This window comes from Streptomyces cylindrosporus, from assembly GCF_022698165.1.
Lineage (GTDB): Bacteria > Actinomycetota > Actinomycetes > Streptomycetales > Streptomycetaceae > Streptomyces > Streptomyces cylindrosporus.
Window position 1 is genome coordinate 60308 of record NZ_JALDAY010000021.1, and the last position, 19148, is coordinate 79455.

20 protein-coding genes and 2 pseudogenes are annotated in these 19148 nt (G+C 71.3%); 14 read left to right on the plus strand and 8 right to left on the minus strand.

Going from position 1 to position 19148, the window contains the following annotated elements:
* The first annotated feature begins 61 nt into the window (after positions 1 to 61).
* On the plus strand, positions 62 to 1390 hold the full coding sequence (locus tag MQP27_RS47630; RefSeq protein ID WP_242777722.1) for an aminotransferase class I/II-fold pyridoxal phosphate-dependent enzyme: 1329 nt from the start codon (positions 62 to 64) through the stop codon (positions 1388 to 1390).
* Here MQP27_RS47630 and MQP27_RS47635 read toward each other — a convergent pair.
* Positions 1362 to 2291, minus strand: coding sequence for a DMT family transporter (locus MQP27_RS47635; protein ID WP_372511470.1), 930 nt, complete (start codon positions 2289 to 2291; stop codon positions 1362 to 1364). The genes MQP27_RS47630 and MQP27_RS47635 overlap by 29 nt on opposite strands.
* A 74-nt stretch (positions 2292 to 2365) precedes the next feature.
* Here MQP27_RS47635 and MQP27_RS47640 point away from each other — a divergent pair, with 74 nt between their 5' ends.
* Positions 2366 to 3268 (plus strand): LysR family transcriptional regulator, encoded by a 903-nt coding sequence (locus MQP27_RS47640; RefSeq protein WP_242777724.1) that lies wholly within the window; start codon positions 2366 to 2368, stop codon positions 3266 to 3268.
* 1 nt (position 3269) lies between these two features.
* On the opposite strand, the gene MQP27_RS47645 is transcribed toward MQP27_RS47640, so the two are convergent.
* Positions 3270 to 3737 (minus strand): pyridoxamine 5'-phosphate oxidase family protein, encoded by a 468-nt coding sequence (locus MQP27_RS47645; RefSeq protein WP_242777725.1) that lies wholly within the window; start codon positions 3735 to 3737, stop codon positions 3270 to 3272.
* Positions 3738 to 3878: 141 nt separating this feature from the next.
* Here MQP27_RS47645 and MQP27_RS47650 point away from each other — a divergent pair, with 141 nt between their 5' ends.
* Positions 3879 to 4535, plus strand: a complete 657-nt coding sequence (locus MQP27_RS47650) for a cysteine hydrolase family protein (protein ID WP_242777727.1) — start codon at positions 3879 to 3881, stop codon at positions 4533 to 4535.
* On the opposite strand, the gene MQP27_RS47655 is transcribed toward MQP27_RS47650, so the two are convergent.
* Positions 4522 to 5025, minus strand: coding sequence for a Rieske (2Fe-2S) protein (locus MQP27_RS47655; RefSeq protein WP_242777729.1), 504 nt, complete (start codon positions 5023 to 5025; stop codon positions 4522 to 4524). The two genes, MQP27_RS47650 and MQP27_RS47655, sit on opposite strands and share 14 nt — an antisense overlap.
* Before the next feature lie 205 nt (positions 5026 to 5230).
* Between MQP27_RS47655 and MQP27_RS47660 the strand changes: the two genes are divergently transcribed.
* The 8 genes and pseudogenes from MQP27_RS47660 to MQP27_RS47695 form a co-directional block, all read left to right on the plus strand.
* Entirely contained in the window at positions 5231 to 5995 is a 765-nt protein-coding gene (locus tag MQP27_RS47660; protein ID WP_242777731.1) for a HipA family kinase, read from the plus strand.
* The gene (locus MQP27_RS47665) at positions 5992 to 6441 is read left to right on the plus strand and encodes a DUF3037 domain-containing protein (protein WP_242777733.1); all 450 of its coding nucleotides are present in this window, start codon (positions 5992 to 5994) and stop codon (positions 6439 to 6441) included. Before MQP27_RS47660 ends, MQP27_RS47665 begins: the two co-directional genes overlap by 4 nt.
* A 125-nt stretch (positions 6442 to 6566) precedes the next feature.
* Positions 6567 to 7328 carry a 3-oxoacyl-ACP reductase FabG gene (fabG, locus tag MQP27_RS47670; RefSeq protein ID WP_242777735.1) on the plus strand — a complete coding sequence of 254 codons (762 nt, stop codon included), beginning with the start codon at positions 6567 to 6569 and terminating at the stop codon, positions 7326 to 7328.
* Between the two features lie 13 nt (positions 7329 to 7341).
* Entirely contained in the window at positions 7342 to 8103 is a 762-nt protein-coding gene (locus MQP27_RS47675; protein ID WP_242777737.1) for an SDR family oxidoreductase, read from the plus strand.
* Between the two features lie 211 nt (positions 8104 to 8314).
* Entirely contained in the window at positions 8315 to 9898 is a 1584-nt protein-coding gene (locus MQP27_RS47680; protein ID WP_242777739.1) for an ABC transporter substrate-binding protein, read from the plus strand.
* Positions 9899 to 9982: 84 nt separating this feature from the next.
* Complete coding sequence (ung, locus tag MQP27_RS47685) at positions 9983 to 10666, plus strand: uracil-DNA glycosylase (RefSeq protein WP_242777741.1); 684 nt, start codon at positions 9983 to 9985, stop codon at positions 10664 to 10666.
* Positions 10667 to 11216: 550 nt separating this feature from the next.
* Positions 11217 to 11489 (plus strand): annotated as a pseudogene (locus tag MQP27_RS47690) (hypothetical protein); the annotation flags it as partial.
* Between the two features lie 393 nt (positions 11490 to 11882).
* Positions 11883 to 12134 (plus strand): annotated as a pseudogene (locus MQP27_RS47695) (hypothetical protein); the annotation flags it as partial.
* A 237-nt stretch (positions 12135 to 12371) separates the two neighbouring features.
* Here MQP27_RS47695 and MQP27_RS47700 read toward each other — a convergent pair.
* The 3 genes from MQP27_RS47700 to MQP27_RS47710 form a co-directional block, all read right to left on the minus strand.
* On the minus strand, positions 12372 to 12866 hold the full coding sequence (locus MQP27_RS47700; RefSeq protein ID WP_242777743.1) for a hypothetical protein: 495 nt from the start codon (positions 12864 to 12866) through the stop codon (positions 12372 to 12374).
* A gap of 112 nt (positions 12867 to 12978) precedes the next feature.
* Positions 12979 to 13494, minus strand: a complete 516-nt coding sequence (locus MQP27_RS47705; protein ID WP_242777745.1) for a DinB family protein — start codon at positions 13492 to 13494, stop codon at positions 12979 to 12981.
* Between the two features lie 42 nt (positions 13495 to 13536).
* The gene (locus MQP27_RS47710) at positions 13537 to 14133 is read right to left on the minus strand and encodes a TetR/AcrR family transcriptional regulator (protein WP_242777747.1); all 597 of its coding nucleotides are present in this window, start codon (positions 14131 to 14133) and stop codon (positions 13537 to 13539) included.
* A 172-nt stretch (positions 14134 to 14305) separates the two neighbouring features.
* Between MQP27_RS47710 and MQP27_RS47715 the strand changes: the two genes are divergently transcribed.
* Positions 14306 to 15490: an FAD-dependent monooxygenase gene (locus MQP27_RS47715; RefSeq protein ID WP_242777749.1), complete on the plus strand. Its 1185-nt coding sequence runs from the start codon at positions 14306 to 14308 to the stop codon at positions 15488 to 15490.
* Positions 15491 to 15503: 13 nt separating this feature from the next.
* Positions 15504 to 16409 (plus strand): Gfo/Idh/MocA family protein, encoded by a 906-nt coding sequence (locus MQP27_RS47720; RefSeq protein ID WP_242777751.1) that lies wholly within the window; start codon positions 15504 to 15506, stop codon positions 16407 to 16409.
* Here MQP27_RS47720 and lnt read toward each other — a convergent pair.
* Together lnt and MQP27_RS47730 are read right to left on the minus strand one after the other, a co-directional pair.
* Positions 16333 to 17907: an apolipoprotein N-acyltransferase gene (gene lnt, locus MQP27_RS47725; RefSeq protein ID WP_242777753.1), complete on the minus strand. Its 1575-nt coding sequence runs from the start codon at positions 17905 to 17907 to the stop codon at positions 16333 to 16335. The genes MQP27_RS47720 and lnt overlap by 77 nt on opposite strands.
* Positions 17908 to 18017: 110 nt before the next feature.
* Positions 18018 to 18494 (minus strand): nuclear transport factor 2 family protein, encoded by a 477-nt coding sequence (locus MQP27_RS47730; RefSeq protein ID WP_242777755.1) that lies wholly within the window; start codon positions 18492 to 18494, stop codon positions 18018 to 18020.
* A gap of 422 nt (positions 18495 to 18916) precedes the next feature.
* Between MQP27_RS47730 and MQP27_RS47735 the strand changes: the two genes are divergently transcribed.
* A complete protein-coding gene (locus tag MQP27_RS47735) occupies positions 18917 to 19129 on the plus strand; it encodes a hypothetical protein (RefSeq protein WP_242777757.1) in 213 nt (70 codons plus the stop codon).
* Positions 19130 to 19148: the final 19 nt, after the last annotated feature.

Genomic DNA, 19148 nt, shown 5'->3' on the forward strand with positions numbered 1-19148 from the left:
GTCTCCGTAGCTGTTGCTGTTCGAGTTGCTTCTGATATTGCACTAGTGCATAATCTGCTTTGTGCTAGGAGAATACCGGATCGAAGGGCGGCGCGCAGCAGAGATCGCTGCGAGCGTCGAGCGTGCGGTGGGTGCCGGCGAGCTGGAGCCGGGGCAACTGCTGCCGCCCATGCGGGAGTTGGCGGGAGAGCTGGGCGTCAATCCGAACACGGTGGCGTCCGCGTACCGGATCCTGCGGGAGCGCGGGGTGATCGAGACCGACGGGCGGCGGGGGAGCCGGGTGCGCTCGAAGCCGGCCACCACGGGGCGCGAGTACGCCCGGATGGACGTGCCCGAGGGCGTGCGGAACGTGGCGAGCGGCAACCCGGACCCGGCGCTGCTGCCCTCACTGGCCAAGGCGTTCACGGAGGCGGCCGAGCAGGCCGATCGCGAGCCGGTGCTGTACGGGGACGCCCTGGTGGAGCCGGAGCTGGCCCGTGTCGCCCGCGCCGAACTGGACGCCGACGGTGTGCCGGACGGCCCCCTGACCGTGGCCTCCGGATCCCTGGACGCCGTCGAGCGCGTCCTCGCCGCTCACCTCAAGCCGGGCGACACCGTGGCCGTCGAGGATCCCGGCTGGGGGAGCCTGCTCGACCTGATCCCGGCGCTGGGCCTGCGCACGGCTCCGGTGCGCGTCGACGACGAGGGCCCGCTCCCGGACGACGTCCGCCGAGCCCTGGAATCCGGCGCCCGCGCCCTGGTCGTCACGGACCGCGCACAGAACCCGACCGGCGCCGCGGTCACCGCCGCACGCGCGCGTGCCCTGCGCGCGGTCCTCCGGGACCACCCGGAGATCCTGCTGATCGAGGACGACCACGGGCACGGCATCGTCGACCTCCCCCTGCACCCCCTGGCCGGCCCGACCCGGCACTGGGCCTTCGTCCGCTCGGTCGCCAAGGCCTACGGCCCCGACCTCCGCCTGGCCGTCCTCACCGGCGACCCCGTCACGGTCGACCGCGTCACCGGCCGCCACCGCCTCGGCCCCGGCTGGCTCAGCCGGATCACCCAGCGGGCGGTGGTGGGTCTGTGGACCGACGACGCGCACGACACACGGGCGGTGGCGGCGGCGTACCGCACCCGCCGCGACCGCCTGATCGACGCCCTGGCCCGGCGCGGTGTCGAGGCCCATGGCCGAAGCGGCCTGAACGTCTGGATCCCGGTCCCGGACGAGACCGCCGCCGTGTCCCGCCTCCTGCACGCCGGCTGGGCGGTGGCCCCGGGCGCGCGCTTCAGGATGAACGCACCGGCCGGGATCAGGGTGACCGTGTCCACCCTGGGCCTTGAGGAGATCGATTCGTTGGCCGACGCGGTGGCCGACACCTTCAGGCGACCCTGGGCTTCATCTGTGTGAGGGCCGCCCCCGCCAGCACGATCAACGCTCCGACCGGGGTCGACCAGCTCAACGACTCCCCGAGGACGGTGACTCCGGCCGCCGTGGCGATGACCGGAATGAAGTACGTGACCATCTGGGCTGTGGTCGGCCCGACCTCGGCGACCAGGCCGTACTGGATGAGCACGGCCAGACCCGTGCCGAGGGCGCCCAGCGCGGCTGTCGCCAGCAGCGGAACGACGGGGAAGCGGGTCGGGAAGGACGTGAACATCGGTGTCGCGACCGCCAGTTGAGCCGTCGCCAGGAGCAACTGCGCACCCGTCAACGACAGGTTCGAGTGACTCGACCCGGCCAGGGTCCGGCGGACGTAGATCCAGCCGACGGGATAGCTCAGCGATGCGAGCAGGGCCATCGCCGTGCCCTTGGCGTCCAGGCCGCTGAACCCCTCCCACGCGCCGAGGACCGTCAGGACACCCAGGAACCCGATCCCCAGCCCCGCGACCCGGACCCGCGTCGGGCGGTCCTCCGACAGGGCCACCAGGGACAGCGCCATGCCCCACAGCGGAGAGGTCGCGTTGCAGATTCCCGCCAGCGTGGACGGAATCGTCAGCTCCGAGTAGGCGAACAGTGAGAACGGCAGCGCGTTCAGCAGGAACGCGGCGACCGCCAGATGCCCCCACGTCCGCATCGCGCGCGGCAACCCCTGCCGCTTGACCGCCATCGCCACACCCAGCACCGCCGTCCCGAACGCCAGCCGCCCCAGCGTGACCTGGAACGGCGCGTACCCCTGCGTCCCGACCTTGATCAGCAGAAAGCTGAAGCCCCAGATCAGCGACAGCGCGCCGAAGCGCAGGCGCCAGTCGAGGGCGGATCTGCGGGGGACGGTGTCGACGGAGGCCCGGGGCGCGGTGGCGGTGGTCATGGCCGTAACGATGATGGAGAAAACCTCGTAGCACAATCGAGTATTCGCGCGGGGTATCTCGTAGCATTGCTTACATGTTGAACCTGGAGCGCCTGCGCACCCTCGACGCCCTCGCCCGGCACGGCTCGGTCAGCGGCGCGGCCGAGGGGCTGCACGTCACCACCTCGGCCGTCTCCCAGCAGCTGTCCAAGCTGGAGCGCGAGGTCGGCCAGCAGCTCCTCGCCAAGAACGGCCGGGGTGTGCGGCTCACCGACGCCGGCCGGCTGCTCGCCGAGCACGCGGCCCGCATCCTGTCCCAGGTCGAACTCGCCCAGTCCGATCTGGAGGCGCACCGCGGGGAAGTGGTGGGCGAGCTGCGGCTGGCGGCCTTCCCGACGGCCGCGCGCGGCCTGTTCCCGGTGGCGCTGGCGCAGTTGAGGGCCCTGCATCCCGGACTGCGGGCCGTCTCACGGGAGATGGAGCCCGAGCCGGCCGTACTGGCCGTGATGCGGGGGGACTTCGACCTGGCCGTCGTCCTCGACTGGTACAACAGACCGCTGCCGGTGCCCGACGGGCTCGCCAAGGCCGTCATCCTCGACGACACCGCGGACGTGGCGATGCCGGTGGATCACCGTTATGCGGACCGTGCCGAGGTCGACCTCGAGGACTTCGCCGACGACGACTGGATCACCTGGGGCGAGAGCGAGTTCTGCCACGAGTGGCTGATCCACACCCTGCGCTCGAAGGGCATCGAACCGCGCGTCGCCCACCGCGCGGAGGAACACCCCACCCAACTCGCCCTGGTGAGCGCCGGGTTGGGCGTGTGCGTGGCGCCCCGGCTCGGGCGCGGCCCGGTGCCCGAGGGCGTGCGGACCGTGCCCGTACGGCAGTCGGTGCGGCGCCAGATCTACGCCGTGTGGCGTGCGGACGCCGACCGCCGCCCGTCGATCCGGGCGGCGGTCGAGGCGTTGCAGGAAGCGGCTCGCACAGTGAACTGACCTACGCGGAGCCGAGCTTGCGGAAGTCCCAGGACACGATCTTCTCCGGGGTCAGCCGCACCCAGGCGTGCCGGCCGTCGTGCGGCATCTCCTCCAGGTTGAAGTTCTTGCGCGCGAACAGCGTCTCGGGGACGTCGAGTTCGGCGCACAGCTCCCCGGTGCGCGGGAACTCGCCCACGAACTCCACGGCCCCGGACAGCTCGACGCCGCGCAGCTCGTCGTACTCCTCCCCGGTGTCGATCACGATCGCGACCCGGGGATCGCGGCGCAGGTCGGTCCAGCGCTTGCTGCGCACCACGGAGTACAGCCACAGCGACTTGCCGTCCCAGGCGAACCACAGCGTGCTGACGTGCGGTGCGCCGTTCGCCGACACCGTGGCGACCCGGCAGGTGCGCTGGGTGGCGAGGAACTCGTCCAGCTCGCCGGGCGTCATCATGATCTTGCGGCCCCGGCGCTGACTGACGGTCATGCGGCCCCCTCTTCTCTCACGTCGTGCCAGAGGATTCCGGTGATCCTCTGACATCACGTCAGAAAAGGATGGGTCGTCTTCCGCCCGTGCGCAATGGTGGCTAGTGTCACCCGCCCACACCGTCGGTGACGAGGGGGCCCTGTGCCGTCGTACGAAAAGCTCCGCGAGCTCCTCGATCCCGCCACCACCGTGCTGCTCACCGTCGAGTGCCAGCAGGGGGTCGTCGGCCCGGACAGCGCCCTGCCCGAACTCGCCCGCGAGGCACGCTCGTCGGGGGCCCTGGCCAACATCGCCCGGCTGGTGGCCGCGGCCCACACGAGCGGCGTCCAGGTCGTCCACGCCATCGCCGAACGCCGCCCCGACGGCCGCGGCGCGAGCCGCAACGCCCGGCTGTTCCGCGCCGCCGAACGGCTGCCCGTCCAACAGCTGTCCGGCACCACGGCGGTACGCGTGGCGGCCCCCATCGAGGTGACCGACGAGGACTTCGTCGTACGACGGCTGCACGGCCTGTCGCCCATCCAGGGCACCGACGTCGACGCGCTGCTGCGCAATCTCGGCTGCCGCACGCTGGTCGTGACCGGGGTCTCCGCCAACGTGGCGATCCCCAACACCGTCTTCGACGCGGTGAACCGCGGCTACACGGCGGTGGTGCCGTCCGACGCCATCGCGGGGGTGCCTGCCGACTACACCCCCGCGATGATCCGTCACACCCTCGCGTTGGTCGCCACGGTCGCGACCACGGACGAGGTGCTGGGCTGCTTCGAACGGCCCCGACGCGTACCGGTCACGCCAGGGTGATCGAGTCCCCGCTGACGGTGACGTTCTCGGCCGTCAGACCCGTGGTCGCCGGGCCCTTCTTCACGCTGCCGTCCTCGACCGAGAACTGGCTGCCGTGACAGGGGCAGACGATGGCGCCGTTCGCGATGCTGCTGACCGCACAGCCCGCGTGCGGGCACTTGGTCGAGAAGGCCTTGAAGGTGCCCGCGGCGGGCTGGGTGACCACCACGGCCTGGTCCTTGAAGATCTTGCCGCCGCCCTCGGGGATGTCGGTGGTCTTCGCGAGCGCCGTGCCGCCGCCGGAGCCCGAGGAGGCGCTGCTGCTGGCGCCGGAGCCCGTGTCGCCGCCGGTCGACGCGTTCGCGCCGGCCTGGGTGTCGGACGAGCTCGACGAGGAGTCGTCGGAGGATCCGCACGCGGTCAGCGCGACGGCGAGTCCGGCCGCGCCGGCTGCCGCCATCACGGTGCGACGGGCGGGTGCCGGGGCGGGGGGAATTGATTCGCTGGTCATGCTGACGTTTCCCTTCCATTGCAAGTTTCCTGGATCTGTCCAGGGGTACGGGCGCCTGCCGTCGGTTGTTCAGACGCAGTCGAGAGCTTGACCCTGTCGAGCTCAGGGGTGGGTAAAACCACGCTGTCGCTTTGCTGTCGATGTCCGCTGCGGTGTCGTGGCACCACTCGTCCGGAGGCCGCCGCCGCCCCAGTAACCTGGGGCGATGCTCAAGGAAGTCATCGCGACCCGCTACATCACGCCATTGCGCGAGGGCGGCTCGCTGCCGGGGCTCGTCGAGGCGGACGACCTCGGGACGTACGTCCTGAAGTTCACCGGCGCCGGGCAGGGCCGCAAGACGCTGGTCGCCGAGGTGGTCTGCGGTGAACTCGCCCGGCGGCTGGGGCTGCGGATGCCCCGTCTCGTGACGGTCGACCTCGATCCGGTGCTGGGCCTCGGCGAGCCGGAGCAGCAGGTGCAGGAGCTGCTGCGGGCCAGCGGCGGCACCAACCTCGGCATGGACTTCCTCTCCGGCGCCCTCGGCTTCGACCCGCTCGCCTTCACGGTGAGTCCTGAGGAGGCCGGGCGGATCCTCTGGTTCGACGCGCTGATCAACAACGTCGACCGCTCCTGGCGCAACCCCAACCTGCTGATGTCCCACGGCGACCTGTGGCTCATCGACCACGGCGCCACGATGATCTGGCACCACAACTGGCCCGGCGCCGACGCCTCCGCGGCCCGCCCCTACGACGCCTCCGACCACGCCCTGGCCCGCTTCCGCCCCGATCTCGCGGGCGCCGCCGCCGAGTTGGCCCCCCGCGTCACCGAGGACCTCCTGGCCGAGGTCACCGCCGAGGTCCCGGACGTCTGGCTGGCCGACGAGCCCGGCTTCGACACCCCCGACGACCTTCGGCACGCCTACGCGCGCGTGCTGCTCGCCCGCGCCGCCGACGTCCACACGCGCGTGACCGGAATCGAGGAGGGCAAATGAGCGAGCGCCACATCCACATGGCCGGCAGCGTGGTCGAGCGCCACATCATCCGAGGCGGCGAGACGAACGAACGCGACGTCTACGAGTACGCCCTGCTGCGGATCGTGCCCAGGGTCGAACGAGGCGAGTGCATCAACGCGGGCGTGCTGGTCTACTGCCGCGCCAAGGGGTACGTCGGCGCCCGCACCCACCTCGACGAGGCGCGGCTGCTCGCCCTCGACCCGGCGGCGGACGTGGCCGGCATCCGGGCCGCGCTCGGCGCCGTCGAGGGCGTCTGCGGCGGCGGGGACACGGCGGGGCAGGCCGCGGGCGATGACCCGGGACGGCGCTTCCGCTGGCTGGTCGCGCCCCGTTCCACCGTCGTCCAGCCCGGGCCCGTGCACACCGGACTCACCGCCGATCCGGCGGCCGAGACGGAGCGGTTGCTCGACCTGCTGGTGAGGTAATGGATCACACCGGTGCCGCCTGCCGTTGACACCGAGTGCCAGGCCTTCTAGCGTCACGTCCATCGAAGGTACTAAGCGGTCGCTCACCGCACCACAGGTTCTCTCAAGGGCGAGGAGAAGCACCAATGTCCACCACTGACCAGCGGGTCGCCGTAGTCACGGGCGCAGCGCGCGGGATCGGCGCCGCAACCGCCGTACGACTGGCCGCCGAGGGCCGCGCGGTCGCCGTGATCGACCTCGACGAGGCCGCCTGCAAGGACACCGTGGAGAAGATCACCGCGGCCGGCGGCAAGGCGATCGCGGTCGGCGCGGACGTCTCCGACGAGGCGCAGGTCGAGGCCGCGATCGCACGCGTGGTCGCCGAGCTGGGCGCGCCCACGATCCTCGTGAACAACGCGGGCGTCCTCCGCGACAACCTGCTGTTCAAGATGAGCACGTCCGACTGGGACACCGTCCTGAACGTGCATCTGCGCGGCTCCTTCCTGATGTCCAAGGCGGTCCAGAAGCACATGGTCGACGCCGGCTTCGGCCGGATCGTCAACCTCTCCTCGTCCTCCGCCCTCGGCAACCGCGGCCAGGCCAACTACTCGGCCGCCAAGGCAGGCCTGCAGGGCTTCACCAAGACCCTCGCCATCGAGCTCGGCAAGTTCGGCATCACCGCCAACGCGGTCGCCCCCGGCTTCATCGCCACCGACATGACCGCCGCCACCGCCGCCCGCGTCGGCATGGGCTTCGAGGAGTTCAAGGCCGCCGCCGCCACCCAGATCCCGGTGGCCCGGGTCGGTGAGCCGGACGACATCGCCAACGCCATCGCCTTCTTCACCGGCGAGGCGGCCGGGTTCGTCTCCGGCCAGGTGCTGTACGTCGCCGGCGGACCGCTCGACTAGGAGAACACGCACCATGACTGAACTGCCCGCCCTCTCCGGCAAGGTCGCCCTCGTCACGGGCGCCAGCCGCGGCATCGGCTACGGCGTCGCCGAGGCGCTCGTCGCCCGCGGCGACCGTGTCGCCATCACCGGCCGCAACGAGGACGCCCTCAAGGAGGCCGTCGACAAGCTCGGCGCCGAGCGCGTCATCGGCATCGCCGGCAAGGCGCACGACCTCGACCACCAGACCGAGGCCGTCGCGCGCACCATGGAGGCCTTCGGCCGCGTCGACTTCCTGGTCAACAACGCCGGTACGAACCCGGTGTTCGGGCCGATCGCCGACCTCGACCTGAACGTCGCGCGCAAGGTCTTCGAGACCAACGTGATCTCCGCGCTCGGCTTCGCCCAGAAGACCTGGCACGCCTGGCAGAAGGACAACGGCGGCGCGATCGTCAACATCGCCTCCGTCGCGGGCCTCGCGCCCTCGCCCTTCATCGCCGCGTACGGCGTCTCCAAGGCCGCGCTGATCAACCTGACCCAGCAGCTGGCGCACGAGTTCGCGCCCAAGGTGCGGGTCAACGCGATCGCCCCGGCCGTGGTGAAGACCCAGTTCGCCAAGGCGCTGTACGAGGGCCGCGAGGAGGAGGCGGCCGCCTCCTACCCGCTCGCCCGGCTCGGTGTGCCGTCCGACATCGGCGGCGCCGCCGCGTTCCTCACCTCCGAGCAGTCCGACTGGGTGACCGGCCAGACGCTCGTGGTCGACGGCGGCATCTTCCTGAACGCCGGCGTCGGCTGACCGGACGGTTGCGAACGTAACGATCGGGCACCCGAGGGCGCCGTTTCCTTGACGGAAACGGCGCCCTCGTCGTCGTACGAGAGGCGCACAGCGGGATGACAACGTCGTCATAAACAAGCTGATCAAGGGCCATGTTCGGACCGGGTTCAACCTCCGGGGCACTGCGGTATGGTCTGCCGACCCTTGGTACGGCAGATCGAGGAGCGAGCGCGTGTTCAACCGGAAGCGACGCCTGTTTCAGGTGGCGGCCATCGCGTCCATATCGTCCCTGGTGACCGGATGCGGAGTGTTCTCGTCGGGCTCCTCCGACGACAAGGGACCGATCACAGTCGGAACGACGAGCGCCCCCAGCACACTGGACCCCGCCGCGTCCTGGGACCAGTCCTGGGAGCTGTTCCGCAATATTTACCAAACGCTCCTCAGCTACCCCTCCGGCGCGACCTCCCCGCAGCCCGACGCCGCCGACAACTGCCGCTTCACGGACAGCGGCAACAAGACCTACAGATGCGAGCTGCGCTCGGGCCTGAAGTTCGCCGACGGGCACACGCTCGACGCACAGGCCGTGAAGTACTCCATCGACCGGATCCGGAAGATCAACCTCAACGGCGGCCCCGCCGGCCTCCTCGGCAGCCTCGACCGCGTCCAGGTGCTGAGCGACAGGGAGGTCGTCTTCCATCTCAACAAGGCGGACGCCACCTTCCCGTTCGTGCTCGCCACGCCTGCCATGTCGATCGTCGACCCCGAGGAGTACCCCGCCTCCTCGCTCCGCAAGGACGGCAAGGTCTACGGCTCCGGCCCCTACACGCTCGCCTCCTACGAGGAGGGCAAGAAGGCCGAGCTCGTCAGGAACGACAACTACCAGGGCTACGCCGACCGCAAGAACAGCGCGGTGACCATCCGCTACTACCAGGAGTCGGCCCCGATGGTCGCCGACCTGAAGAAGGGCGCGCTCGACGTCGCCTTCCGCGGCATGGACGCCGACGACATCGTCGACCTGCAGAAGCACGACGCGAACGGCAGCATCCAACTCGTCGAGGGCGCCGGCATCGAGATCAACTACCTGGTGTTCAACCCCAAGGACTCCTGGGCCTCGAAGGTCGCGGTCCGCAAGGCCGTCGCGCAGGTCGTCGACCGCGGCGCGATCGCGCACAAGGTGTACAAGGACACCGTCGAGCCGCTGTACTCCATGGTCCCGAAGGGCCTGACCGGCCACACCACCGACTTCTTCGACGACTTCGGCAGCCCCAGCACGGCCAAGGCCCGCAAGATCCTCACCGACGCCGGCATCAAGGAGCGCGTCCCGCTCACCCTCTGGTACACCACCGACCGCTACGGCTCCTCCACCAAGCTGGAGTTCGCCGAGCTCAAGCGGCAGCTGGAGGAATCCGGGCTCTTCACGATCACCCTCAAGAGCCGCCCCTGGAAGACCTATGTGACGGGCTACCAGAACGGCGAGTACCCGGTCTTCGGGCGCGGCTGGTTCCCCGACTTCCCGGACCCCGACAACTTCATCGCGCCGTTCGTCGGCAACCAGAACGCCCTCGGTACGCCCTACCCGGAGCCCGAGATCACCGGGGTGCTGCTGCCCCGCTCGCGCGGCGAGAGCGACCGGGCCAACGTGGTCTCCGACTTCGAGCGGGCCCAGCAGATCCTGGTGAACGACGCGCGGCTGCTGCCGCTGTGGCAGGGCAAGCAGTTCGTGGCGGCGAGCGACGACATCTCCGGCGCGGAGCAGGCGCTGGACCCGTCGACGATCATGATGATGTGGCAGCTGTACCGCAAGACCAGCTGGTAGGCCCCGGTTGTCAGTGGTCGCCTGTAGGTTCTGAGGCCTGGAAGTGACCGCACCGCGGTTTCCGTACACCGTAAGGACGTTGACGTGACCGACATCGCCATGCTGCCCGAGTCCTGGCGCGGGGTTCTGGGCGACGAGCTGCAGCAGCCCTACTTCAAGGAGCTCACGGAGTTCGTGGAGGAGGAGCGGGCGAAGGGTCCCGTCTATCCGCCGCGCGAGGAGGTCTTCGCCGCGCTGGACGCGACGCCGTACGACCGGGTGAAGGTGCTGATCCTCGGTCAGGACCCGTACCACGGCGAGGGGCAGGGCCACGGCCTGTGCTTCTCGGTGCGGCCGGGCGTCAAGATCCCTCCGTCCCTGCGCAACATCTACAAGGAGATGCACGAGGAGCTGGGCACCCCCATCCCGGACAACGGCTTCCTTCTCCCGTGGGCCGAGCAGGGCGTGCTGCTGCTCAACGCGGTGCTCACGGTCCGCTCCGGCGAGGCCAACTCGCACAAGGGCAAGGGCTGGGAGAAGTTCACCGACGCGGTGATCCGCGCGGTGGCGGAGCGGCCCGACCCGGCGGTCTTCGTCCTGTGGGGCAACTACGCGCAGAAGAAGCTCCCCCTGATCGACGAGACCCGGCACGCGGTGGTCAAGGGCGCGCACCCCTCCCCCCTGTCCGCGAAGAAGTTCTTCGGCTCCCGCCCGTTCACCCAGATCAACGAGGCGGTGGCGAAGCAGGGCCACGGGGCGATCGACTGGACGGTGCCGAACTTGGGCTAGGGCCGGGGTGGGGGGACGGTGGCCGGTTCGAGGCGGGGCGGCCGGGCCGGGTGGGCGGCGACCGGGCGCCGGGAGCGCGGCGACCGGGCTGAGGGTGCGGCGGCTGGGCCGGGAGTTTGTGCGCCCGGCTGGGAGTGCGGCGACCGGTTCGGGAGTTTGTGCGCCGGGCTGGGAGTCCGGCGGCTGGTTCGGCAGTATGGCGGCGGCTTCGGGAGTAAGCGCGCCGGGCCGGGAGTGCGGTAGCCGGGCCGGGACTGCGGCGGCTGGGCCGGGAGTATGCGCGTCGGGCTGGGAGTGCGGCAGGCGGGTCGGTTCCGCGTGGGGTCGGTCCGGTGCCGCCTGACCGGGATTGCCGGTGGGGGCGGCCGGGCTGGGTGGGCGGCGACCGAGCCGGGACTGCGGCGGCTGGGCCGGGAGTATGCGCGTCGGGCTGGGAGTACGGCAGCCGGGTCGGTTCCGCGTGGGGCCGGTCCGGTGCCGCCTGACCGGGATTGCCGGTGGGGGCGGTTAGCGTCGGTCGGGACAGTCGACCGAGTGGGCGGAGTGCGCGGTGGCCACAGGGCAGGAGCAGACGGCGCCGGATGCCGTGATGACGCGGATCGGGCAGGTCGTCATCCTGCACCACGCGGGCGACCGAGAGGAGGCCCGGCACCGCTTCCTCGCCCTGTGGGCGGAGATCGGCGAACACGGCGACCCCCTCCACCGGTGCACCCTGGCCCACTACATGGCCGACACCCAGGACGACCCGTCGGACGAACTGGCCTGGGACCTGCGGGCGTTGACGGCGGCGGAGGAACTGACGGCGGGACGGCTCGCGGTGGATGAGGGGGCGTTGGAGGGGGACGGGGGTGGGGCGTGGGAAGGGGTGTTCGGCGGGCGAGGCGGCGGCGGGGCTCGGGAGGGGGCGTTCGGCGGGGAAGGCGGTGGGCGCGAGAGGGCGGTTGGCGGCGAGGACGGGGCGGTCTGTGGGGACGGCGGGGACGAGGGGGCGGTTGACGGCCGAGGTTGCGACGGGCAGGTAGGGGTGTTCGGCGGCGGGGGGCCGGCGGAGGCCTGCGGTGGTGAGGGCGACGGCGGGTGCGCGAGCGCGGTTGGCGGCGGCGGGCAGGACGGGGTGGTTTACGGCGACGGGCGCGAGGGGGTGTTCGGCGGCGGCGACGGTGGTGATGGCGTCGGGCCCGAGGCCGCGGTCGGTGGCGCGGGTGGCGGTGTGCCGGAGGGTGCTGTTGCCGTGCGGGCTCTGTATCCCTCCCTGCATCTCAACCTCGCGGCCGACTACGTCAAGCTCAGCCGCGTCGGGGCCGCCCGCACGCATCTGCGGCGGGCCCGGGAGGCCGCCGCAGCGCTGGGGGACGATCCGTACGGGGACGGTGTGCGGGCAGCCATCCGGCGCCTGGAGCTGCGGCTGGAGAAGGAACGGGGCGCGGCGGGCGAGGGAGGCTGGGGGCCGCCACGGCAGCGGCCCTGATCCACACCACCCACACCGTGTACCTCACCCGCGCCAAGCCCACCCTCGCTCTCACACCGCCCGGACGCCTGCCACCCTGTCGACACCCGGGGGTGGGTGCACTCCCTCCACACCTGGGAGCGGGCTCGCCTTCTCAACGCCCGGAAGGGGCCCGCCCCTCAATATTCGGGAGCGGGCCCGCCCCCTCAACACCTGGAAGCGGCCCGCGCACTCAACAGGCGGACGCCCTCCCGCGATTCAACGCCCGTGCGCCTGTTTGCAGATCACCGACTCCGGGCTGTCCGCCTTCCAGCCGCCGTACTTCTTGCCCAGCGCGCACACGTCCGACTGGCTCTTCGGGACCGACTTGGTCACGTCGGGGATCTCGATGTTCGGCTGGGACTGGTGCCGCGGCTGGGGATGCGGCTTCCGCGGGTGTGGGTGAGGGTGCGGGTGTGAGCGGGGTGCCGGGTGAGGGTCGGCCGGCGTCTGCGCGTCCGCCGTCGGCCCGTGCCGCTCCGGCTTCCTCGGCCCCGCCGACTTGGACGGGCCCATCATCTCCAGCGCCTCACGGGCCGGCGCCTGCACGATCTGCGGCTCCGACTGCCCGTCGGGGCGTGGTGCCGACGGCTGTGAGGGAGCCGCCGGCACCGGGCCGGCCGGCACGGGTGGCCGCTGGACCGTCACACAGCCGGAGAGGGCCGAGACAGCCACGGTGACCAGGAGCGTTGCGGTGGTCGTCGTTCGATGCACCCGCGCAACGATGGCGCCTCGGACACCCCCGCGAACAGCGGACAGGCGGAGGATGCCCCGCACGGGTGATCTCTGGCCCCCTACGGAGTCCGCGCGTGCGGCCCGGCTGACGTCAGTCGCCCGTGGCGCCGTCGATCCGCTCGCGGATCAAGTCGGCGTGACCGTTGTGACGGGCGTACTCCTCGATCATGTGGGTGTAGATCCACCGCAGGTTGAACTGCTCGCCGCTGCGCGGATGCCGCCCCTTGGTGATGTCGTCCAGCCCGAAGCCGGCGGCATGCCGACGCGCGGCCTCGATCTGCGCCTGCCAGGTGGCGTACGCCTCCGCCCAGGTGTCCTCCTCGGTGAGATGGAACTCCCCGTCGGGGTCCTCGTCCGTGTAGTAGATCGGGCCCGCTTCCTCCTCGGCCCCGACGACCACGCGGAACCAGCCCCGCTCCACCTCCGCCATGTGCCGCACCAGCCCCATCAGGGACAGCGAGGACGGCTCCACGGCGGCGGTCCTGAGCTGGGCGTCGGTCAGTCCTTCGCACTTCCATGCGAGCGTCTGCCGGTGGTACTTCAGCCAGCCCTCCAGCATGGTGCGTTCGTCGGCGGTGTTCGCGGGTTCGCTTCGCTCGATGGTCATGGCCGCATCCTCACCCAGCCGGCCCGATCCCACCACGGGTTTTCAGCCGTCGAGCATGCCGTGCAGCAGCTCCCACAGCCCCGCCCGTACTTCCTCCAGGCCCGGCACGTTCGCGTTGAACGACCCCGCCACGCACGAGAACATCAGCCCGTCCGCCCAGGCCACCAGGGACAGCACATGCCGGGCCGGGTCCGTGGAGCCCGCCGCCGTGACCATGCCGGTGAGCTGGTCGCGGAAGCGGGCGCCGGTCGCGTCGAAGTAGGCGCGCAGCTCGGGGCGGCGGGTGGCCTCCAGGGCCAGTTCGTAGCGGGCCAGGGTCAGTTCGCGGTTGCGGGTCAGGGCGCGGTGGGTCGCCAGGGCCAGCGCGTCCACCAGGCCGACGAGCCCGGCCTTCGGGTCCGGCAGCTCGTGCAGCGCGAGGACCCTCGCCTCACGGTCGGCCAGCCGGCGTACGGCGAGCTCCAGCAGCGCCTGCCGGGTCCGGGCGAGGTTCGAGGTGGAGCCCTGCGGCAGCCCGGCCGCCTCGTCGACCGCCCGGTGGGTCAGTCCGCGCATCCCGCGCTCGGCGAGCAGGGCGAGGGCGGCATCGGCGACGAGATCGGCGCGGGAGGCGCCGGGAGCGCCCACAGGAGTCGTCATGGAGATCAACCTACCCGGCCGACTACATGTGTAGTACCTTCGACGCCAGGCGCAACTACAGGTGTAGTGGCATCGATAGGTTCAATGCCGCGCTTCACTACAGATGTAGTTCCCTGGCTACAGACGTAGCTACAGGCGTAGTCGCATGTCCCCCCGCATTGGAGGAGCAGCCATGCCCCAGTCCCGGCGAGCCATCGTCATCGGCGGCGGAATCGGTGGCCTGACCGCGGCCGTCGCCCTGCACCAGTCCGGTCGGCGGGTCACCGTGCTGGAGCGGGCGTCCACGCTGGAGCCGGTCGGCGCCGGTATCTCCCTCGCCCCCAACTCCCTGCGCGCCCTGGACGTCATCGGCCTGGGCGACGAGATCCGCGACCTCGCCGCCTGGCAGGGCGACGGAGGCCTGCGCACCCCCTCCGGGCGCTGGCTCGCCCGCACCCCCGCCGACGCCGTGGCCGAACGTTTCGGCGGCCCCCTCGTCCTGCTCCACCGGGCCACCCTCGTCAACAGCCTCATCGCGCGCCTGCCCCCGGGCACCGTCCGCACGGGCGCCGCCGCGACCGTCGTCGATCCCGGCGCCGCCAACCGCCCGGCCCGGGTGTCCACACCGGACGGCGAGTTGCAGGCCGACCTCGTCGTGGCCGCGGACGGCATCCACTCCGCCGTACGCCGAAAGCTCTTTCCGGAGCATCCCGGGCCCGTCTACTCCGGGTTCACCACCTGGCGGGTCGTCATCCCGGTCCCCGGTGTCGAGTTCGCCTCGCACGAGACCTGGGGGAGGGGCAGCCTGTGGGGCACGCACCCGCTCAAGGACGGGCGGGTGTACGCCTACGCGGCCGCCGTCGTCCCGGCCGGCGGGCGCGCCCCCGACGACGAGCGGGCCGAACTGCTGCGCCGCTACGGCGACTGGCACGACCCGATCCCCGCCGTCATCGCCGCCGCCCGCCCCGGCGACGTCCTGCGCCACGACGTCCACCACCTCGCCGATCCGCTGCCGGCCTACCACCGCGGCCGGGTCGCGCTGCTCGGCGACGCCGCGCACGCCATGCCGCCGACGCTCGGGCAGGGCGGCAACCAGGCGATCGAGGACGCGGTCGTGCTGGCACACCACTGCGAGGATCTCGCCGCCTACACGGCGGCCCGGCTCCCTCGTACGACCGCGATCGCGCGCCAGGCCGCGCGGGCGGCGCGCGTCAACCTCACGAGCAACCGCGCGCTGATCGCCGTACGCAACACGGCGGTCGCCGCGCTGTCGCAGGCCGCGCCCATGTTCCTGCTGCGCGGCTTCGACTCCGTGGCCGGCTGGCGGCCGCCGCAGCGGCCGTATGCTTCCGGGAGGACCCCGGCAGGCAACCGTTAGAGGAGACCATCCCGTGAAGGTCGGCTGCATCGGACTCGGCGACATCGCGCAGAAGGCCTACCTTCCGGTGCTCGGCACTCTCCCCGGGGTCGAGCTGCACCTGCAGACACGGACGCCCGCGACGCTCGACCGGGTCGCCGACACCCTCCACCTCACGCCCGGGCAGCGCCACCGGGATCTCGACGCGCTGCTCGCCCAGGGACTCGACGCGGCCTTCGTGCACGCGCCCACCGTCGCGCACCCGGAGATCGTGACGAGGCTGCTGGAGGCGGGCGTACCGACGTACGTCGACAAGCCGCTCGCCTACGAACTCGCCGAATCCGAACGGCTGGTGACGCTCGCGGAGCAGCGCAACGTGTCCCTCGCCGTCGGCTTCAACCGGCGCTTCGCACCCGGCTACGCGCAGTGCGCCGACCATCCGCGCGAGCTGATCCTCATGCAGAAGAACCGCATCGGGCTGCCCGAGGAACCCCGCTCGATGATCCTCGACGACTTCATCCACGTCGTGGACACGCTCCGCTTCCTGGCACCCGGGCCGGTCGACGACGTGACGGTACGCGCGCGCGTGGCCGACGGGCTGCTGCACCACGTGGTGCTGCAACTGGCCGGCGACGGCTTCACCGCGCTCGGGGTGATGAACCGGCTCAGCGGTTCGGCGGAGGAGATCCTGGAGGTGTCCGGGCAGGACACCAAGCGTCAGGTGGTCAACCTCGCCGAGATAATCGACCACAAGGGTCAGCCGACGGTGCGCCGGCGCGGCGACTGGGTGCCGGTGGCGCGCCAGCGGGGCATCGAGCAGGCGGTGTTCGCCTTCCTCGACGCGGTGCGCGCGGGCAAGGTGCTCAGCGCCCGGGACGCACTGGCGACTCATGAACTGTGCGAGCGGGTGGTACGTGCGGTTCAGGAGCGGACCGCCTGAGACGGAGCGCGCGGACGCCCTCGGTCGCGCACCAGGCGGCGAGGATGAGCAGGGCGGCGTGGACCGGCCAGTCGCCGTAGCGGACGTACGGAGTCACGCCGTGCGCCAGTGGTATGTCATACAGCACTGAGCTGCTCTCGCTCGTCCCGACCCACGACCCGATCCGCTCCCCGCTCGCCCCGTACACCGCCGACACGCCCGTGAGCGTCGCGTGCACCATCGGACGACCGGTCTCGGCGGCGCGCAGGGCGGCGAGCGAGGCGTGCTGCTCGGGGGCCCAGCTCTGCTGGAACGACGAGGTCGCCGACTGGGCCACGAGCACCTCGGCGCCGTCTTCGGCGAGATGCCGGCTCATGTCGGGGAACGCGGACTCGAAGCAGACCATGGGGCCGATGCGCAGGCCGTGGCCGACGTTCATGACGACCTGTTCGGTGCCGCGCCGGCGGTCCTCGCCGGCCGCCTTGCCGACGTCGGTGGCCCAGCCGAGGACCGAGCGGAACGGGATGTACTCGCCGAACGGCACCAGCCGCATCTTGTCGTAGCGGTCGCCGGTCAGGCCCTGCGGGCCGACCAGTATCGAACTCTTGTATATGCCGGGCTTGTCGGAGCGGCGCGCGTCCACGTTGACCAGGATGTCGGCGCCGGTCTCGCGGGAGAGCGCCGCGAGCCTGCGGGCCAGGTCGGGCCGGTCGCCGAGGTCGAAGCCGACGCTGCTCTCGCCCCAGACGATCAGGTCCGGCTTCTCCCCGGCGAGCTTTCGGGTGAGCTGTTCCTCGCGGTCGAAGCGCTTCTCGGGGCTGCCGACGCCGTCTATGACGCCGGGTTGTACGACGGCGATCCGCACCCGGCCGTCGACGTCGGGGCGTGGTGACCACACCCAGGCCGCGGAGGTGGCGGCGGCCGTCGCGACGATCCCGGCGACGGCCGGCACCCTGGACTCGCGGACCGCGACCAGAACGGCGACCGAGACGTTGACGGCCACGACGAGGAAGCTGAGCAGCCACACGCCGCCGACGGAGGCGAGTCGCAGCGCGGGTTCCACCTGCCACTGGCTGGAGCCGAGCAGGCCCCAGGGTCCGCCCAGGCCCTGCCAGGAGCGCACGAGTTCGACCATCAGCCACCCCGACGGCAGCACGGCGAGGGCGGCGAGCACCCGCCCTGGGCCCGGCACCCCGCCGAGGAACCGCCGCACCAGCCAGCCCCACGGGGCCCACAACGCGCCGAGCAGCGCGCCGATCACGAAGATGAACACATTGAGGCTCGGCAGCAGCCAGTGATGGACGGCCACCATGAACCCGAACCCGCCGGCCCAGCCGTCGTACGCCGCCCGTTTCCCGGTCGGGGCGGAGCGCACCAGCAGGATCCACGGGACGAGGGCGACGTACGCGTACCACCACAGCGACGGGGCGGGGAAGGCGAACACGGGCAGCGCACCGGCGAGGGCGGCGAGCGCGGAGCGCCGCCACGGGGAGGCGAGCCACTGATCCAAACTCTTCATACGGCACCTCCCTACCCCGTGGGTGGCTCCAGTGTGCGTGTTTTCGATGATCGGGAACAGTGGCCGGGTGATCAGCGGTCCGAGCGGATGCCCGGCCGCCGGGTTGGCGATCAGTCGGCCACGGGTGCCGGGCGCCGCCCGGGCAGCCGGCGCCACTTCTCCTGGACCACGACCTCGCGCAGGCGCCAACCGTCGTACGTCCGCAGCAGTCCGAACGCGTAACGGCCGCCGCACACGAAGTCCGGTGCGGCGCCGTCGCCCTCGAACCGCATGGGATTGACGTAGTCGGCCTGCACGCGCGCGGTGTCGCCGGTGTCCTGTTCCAGAAGCCCGAACCGCACCCGGCGGTTGACGATCAGATGCTGCCGCATCGGAAACAACGCCATGCTCTCGGCGAGCCAGGCGGCAACGCTCCCGGCGTCCCCCTCGATCCCACCGGCCGACCGGTAGTCGGCGCGCCCGTCGGTGGTGAACAGCCTCCGGTACGCGTCCCAGTCCCCGTCGTCCACCGCCACCGCGTAATCGGTGACCACCTCGTCAACGGCCAACCGATCCATCACGGTCGCAAGCTCCACGCGCTGCGTCATCGGCTCAGTGTTGGGCATGCGGACTGCCGGGCCAAGGGCGGGGTCGATATTGGGTCGCTCGCGAAGACATACGGCCAGTGGGTCCCTGCACCGAGGCCGCAGCAGCGTGGGACGCGCGACCGCATCCAGCGAAGCCGGGTCGGCCTCAAGTCACCTGCGGACAAGGGTTGTTCGGTGCTCTGTGGCGGTAGAGTGATATGGCCGTCAGGATTCTGCCGACGGTTGGAGACGAGATCAGGGGGATGCACATGCAGTGCTCAGGCCACGTGGGTCCCACCCCGTGGTTGCCGGTCGTGTGCCGCGTAGGCGGTGCGCCCTGGCTACGGCATCAGTGCGTAGGCATTGGTCGTCCGGCTGGCATGTGTGCGGAATCCCGCAGGATCCGGACGCCGATGTTCTGACAGAACTCGGAAGGATCGTCGTTGTCCAGTCAGGTTCCGGTGTGCAATCACCGGGTCTACGAAGTCGTGATCGTCTTTCTCCTGTCCATCGTCGCGGGCTTGGTTGCCGGTCTGGTCTGGGCCGCGCTCGGCATGGCACCGGCGTCGGCCATCGGTGCCGGAGCCGCGGTCTTCGCCGGCGCCTTCGGGCTCTGTATGACGGCGGTGGCCTACGTGAAGAAGCAGACTGACTAGCCCGCATGGCGACAACTCC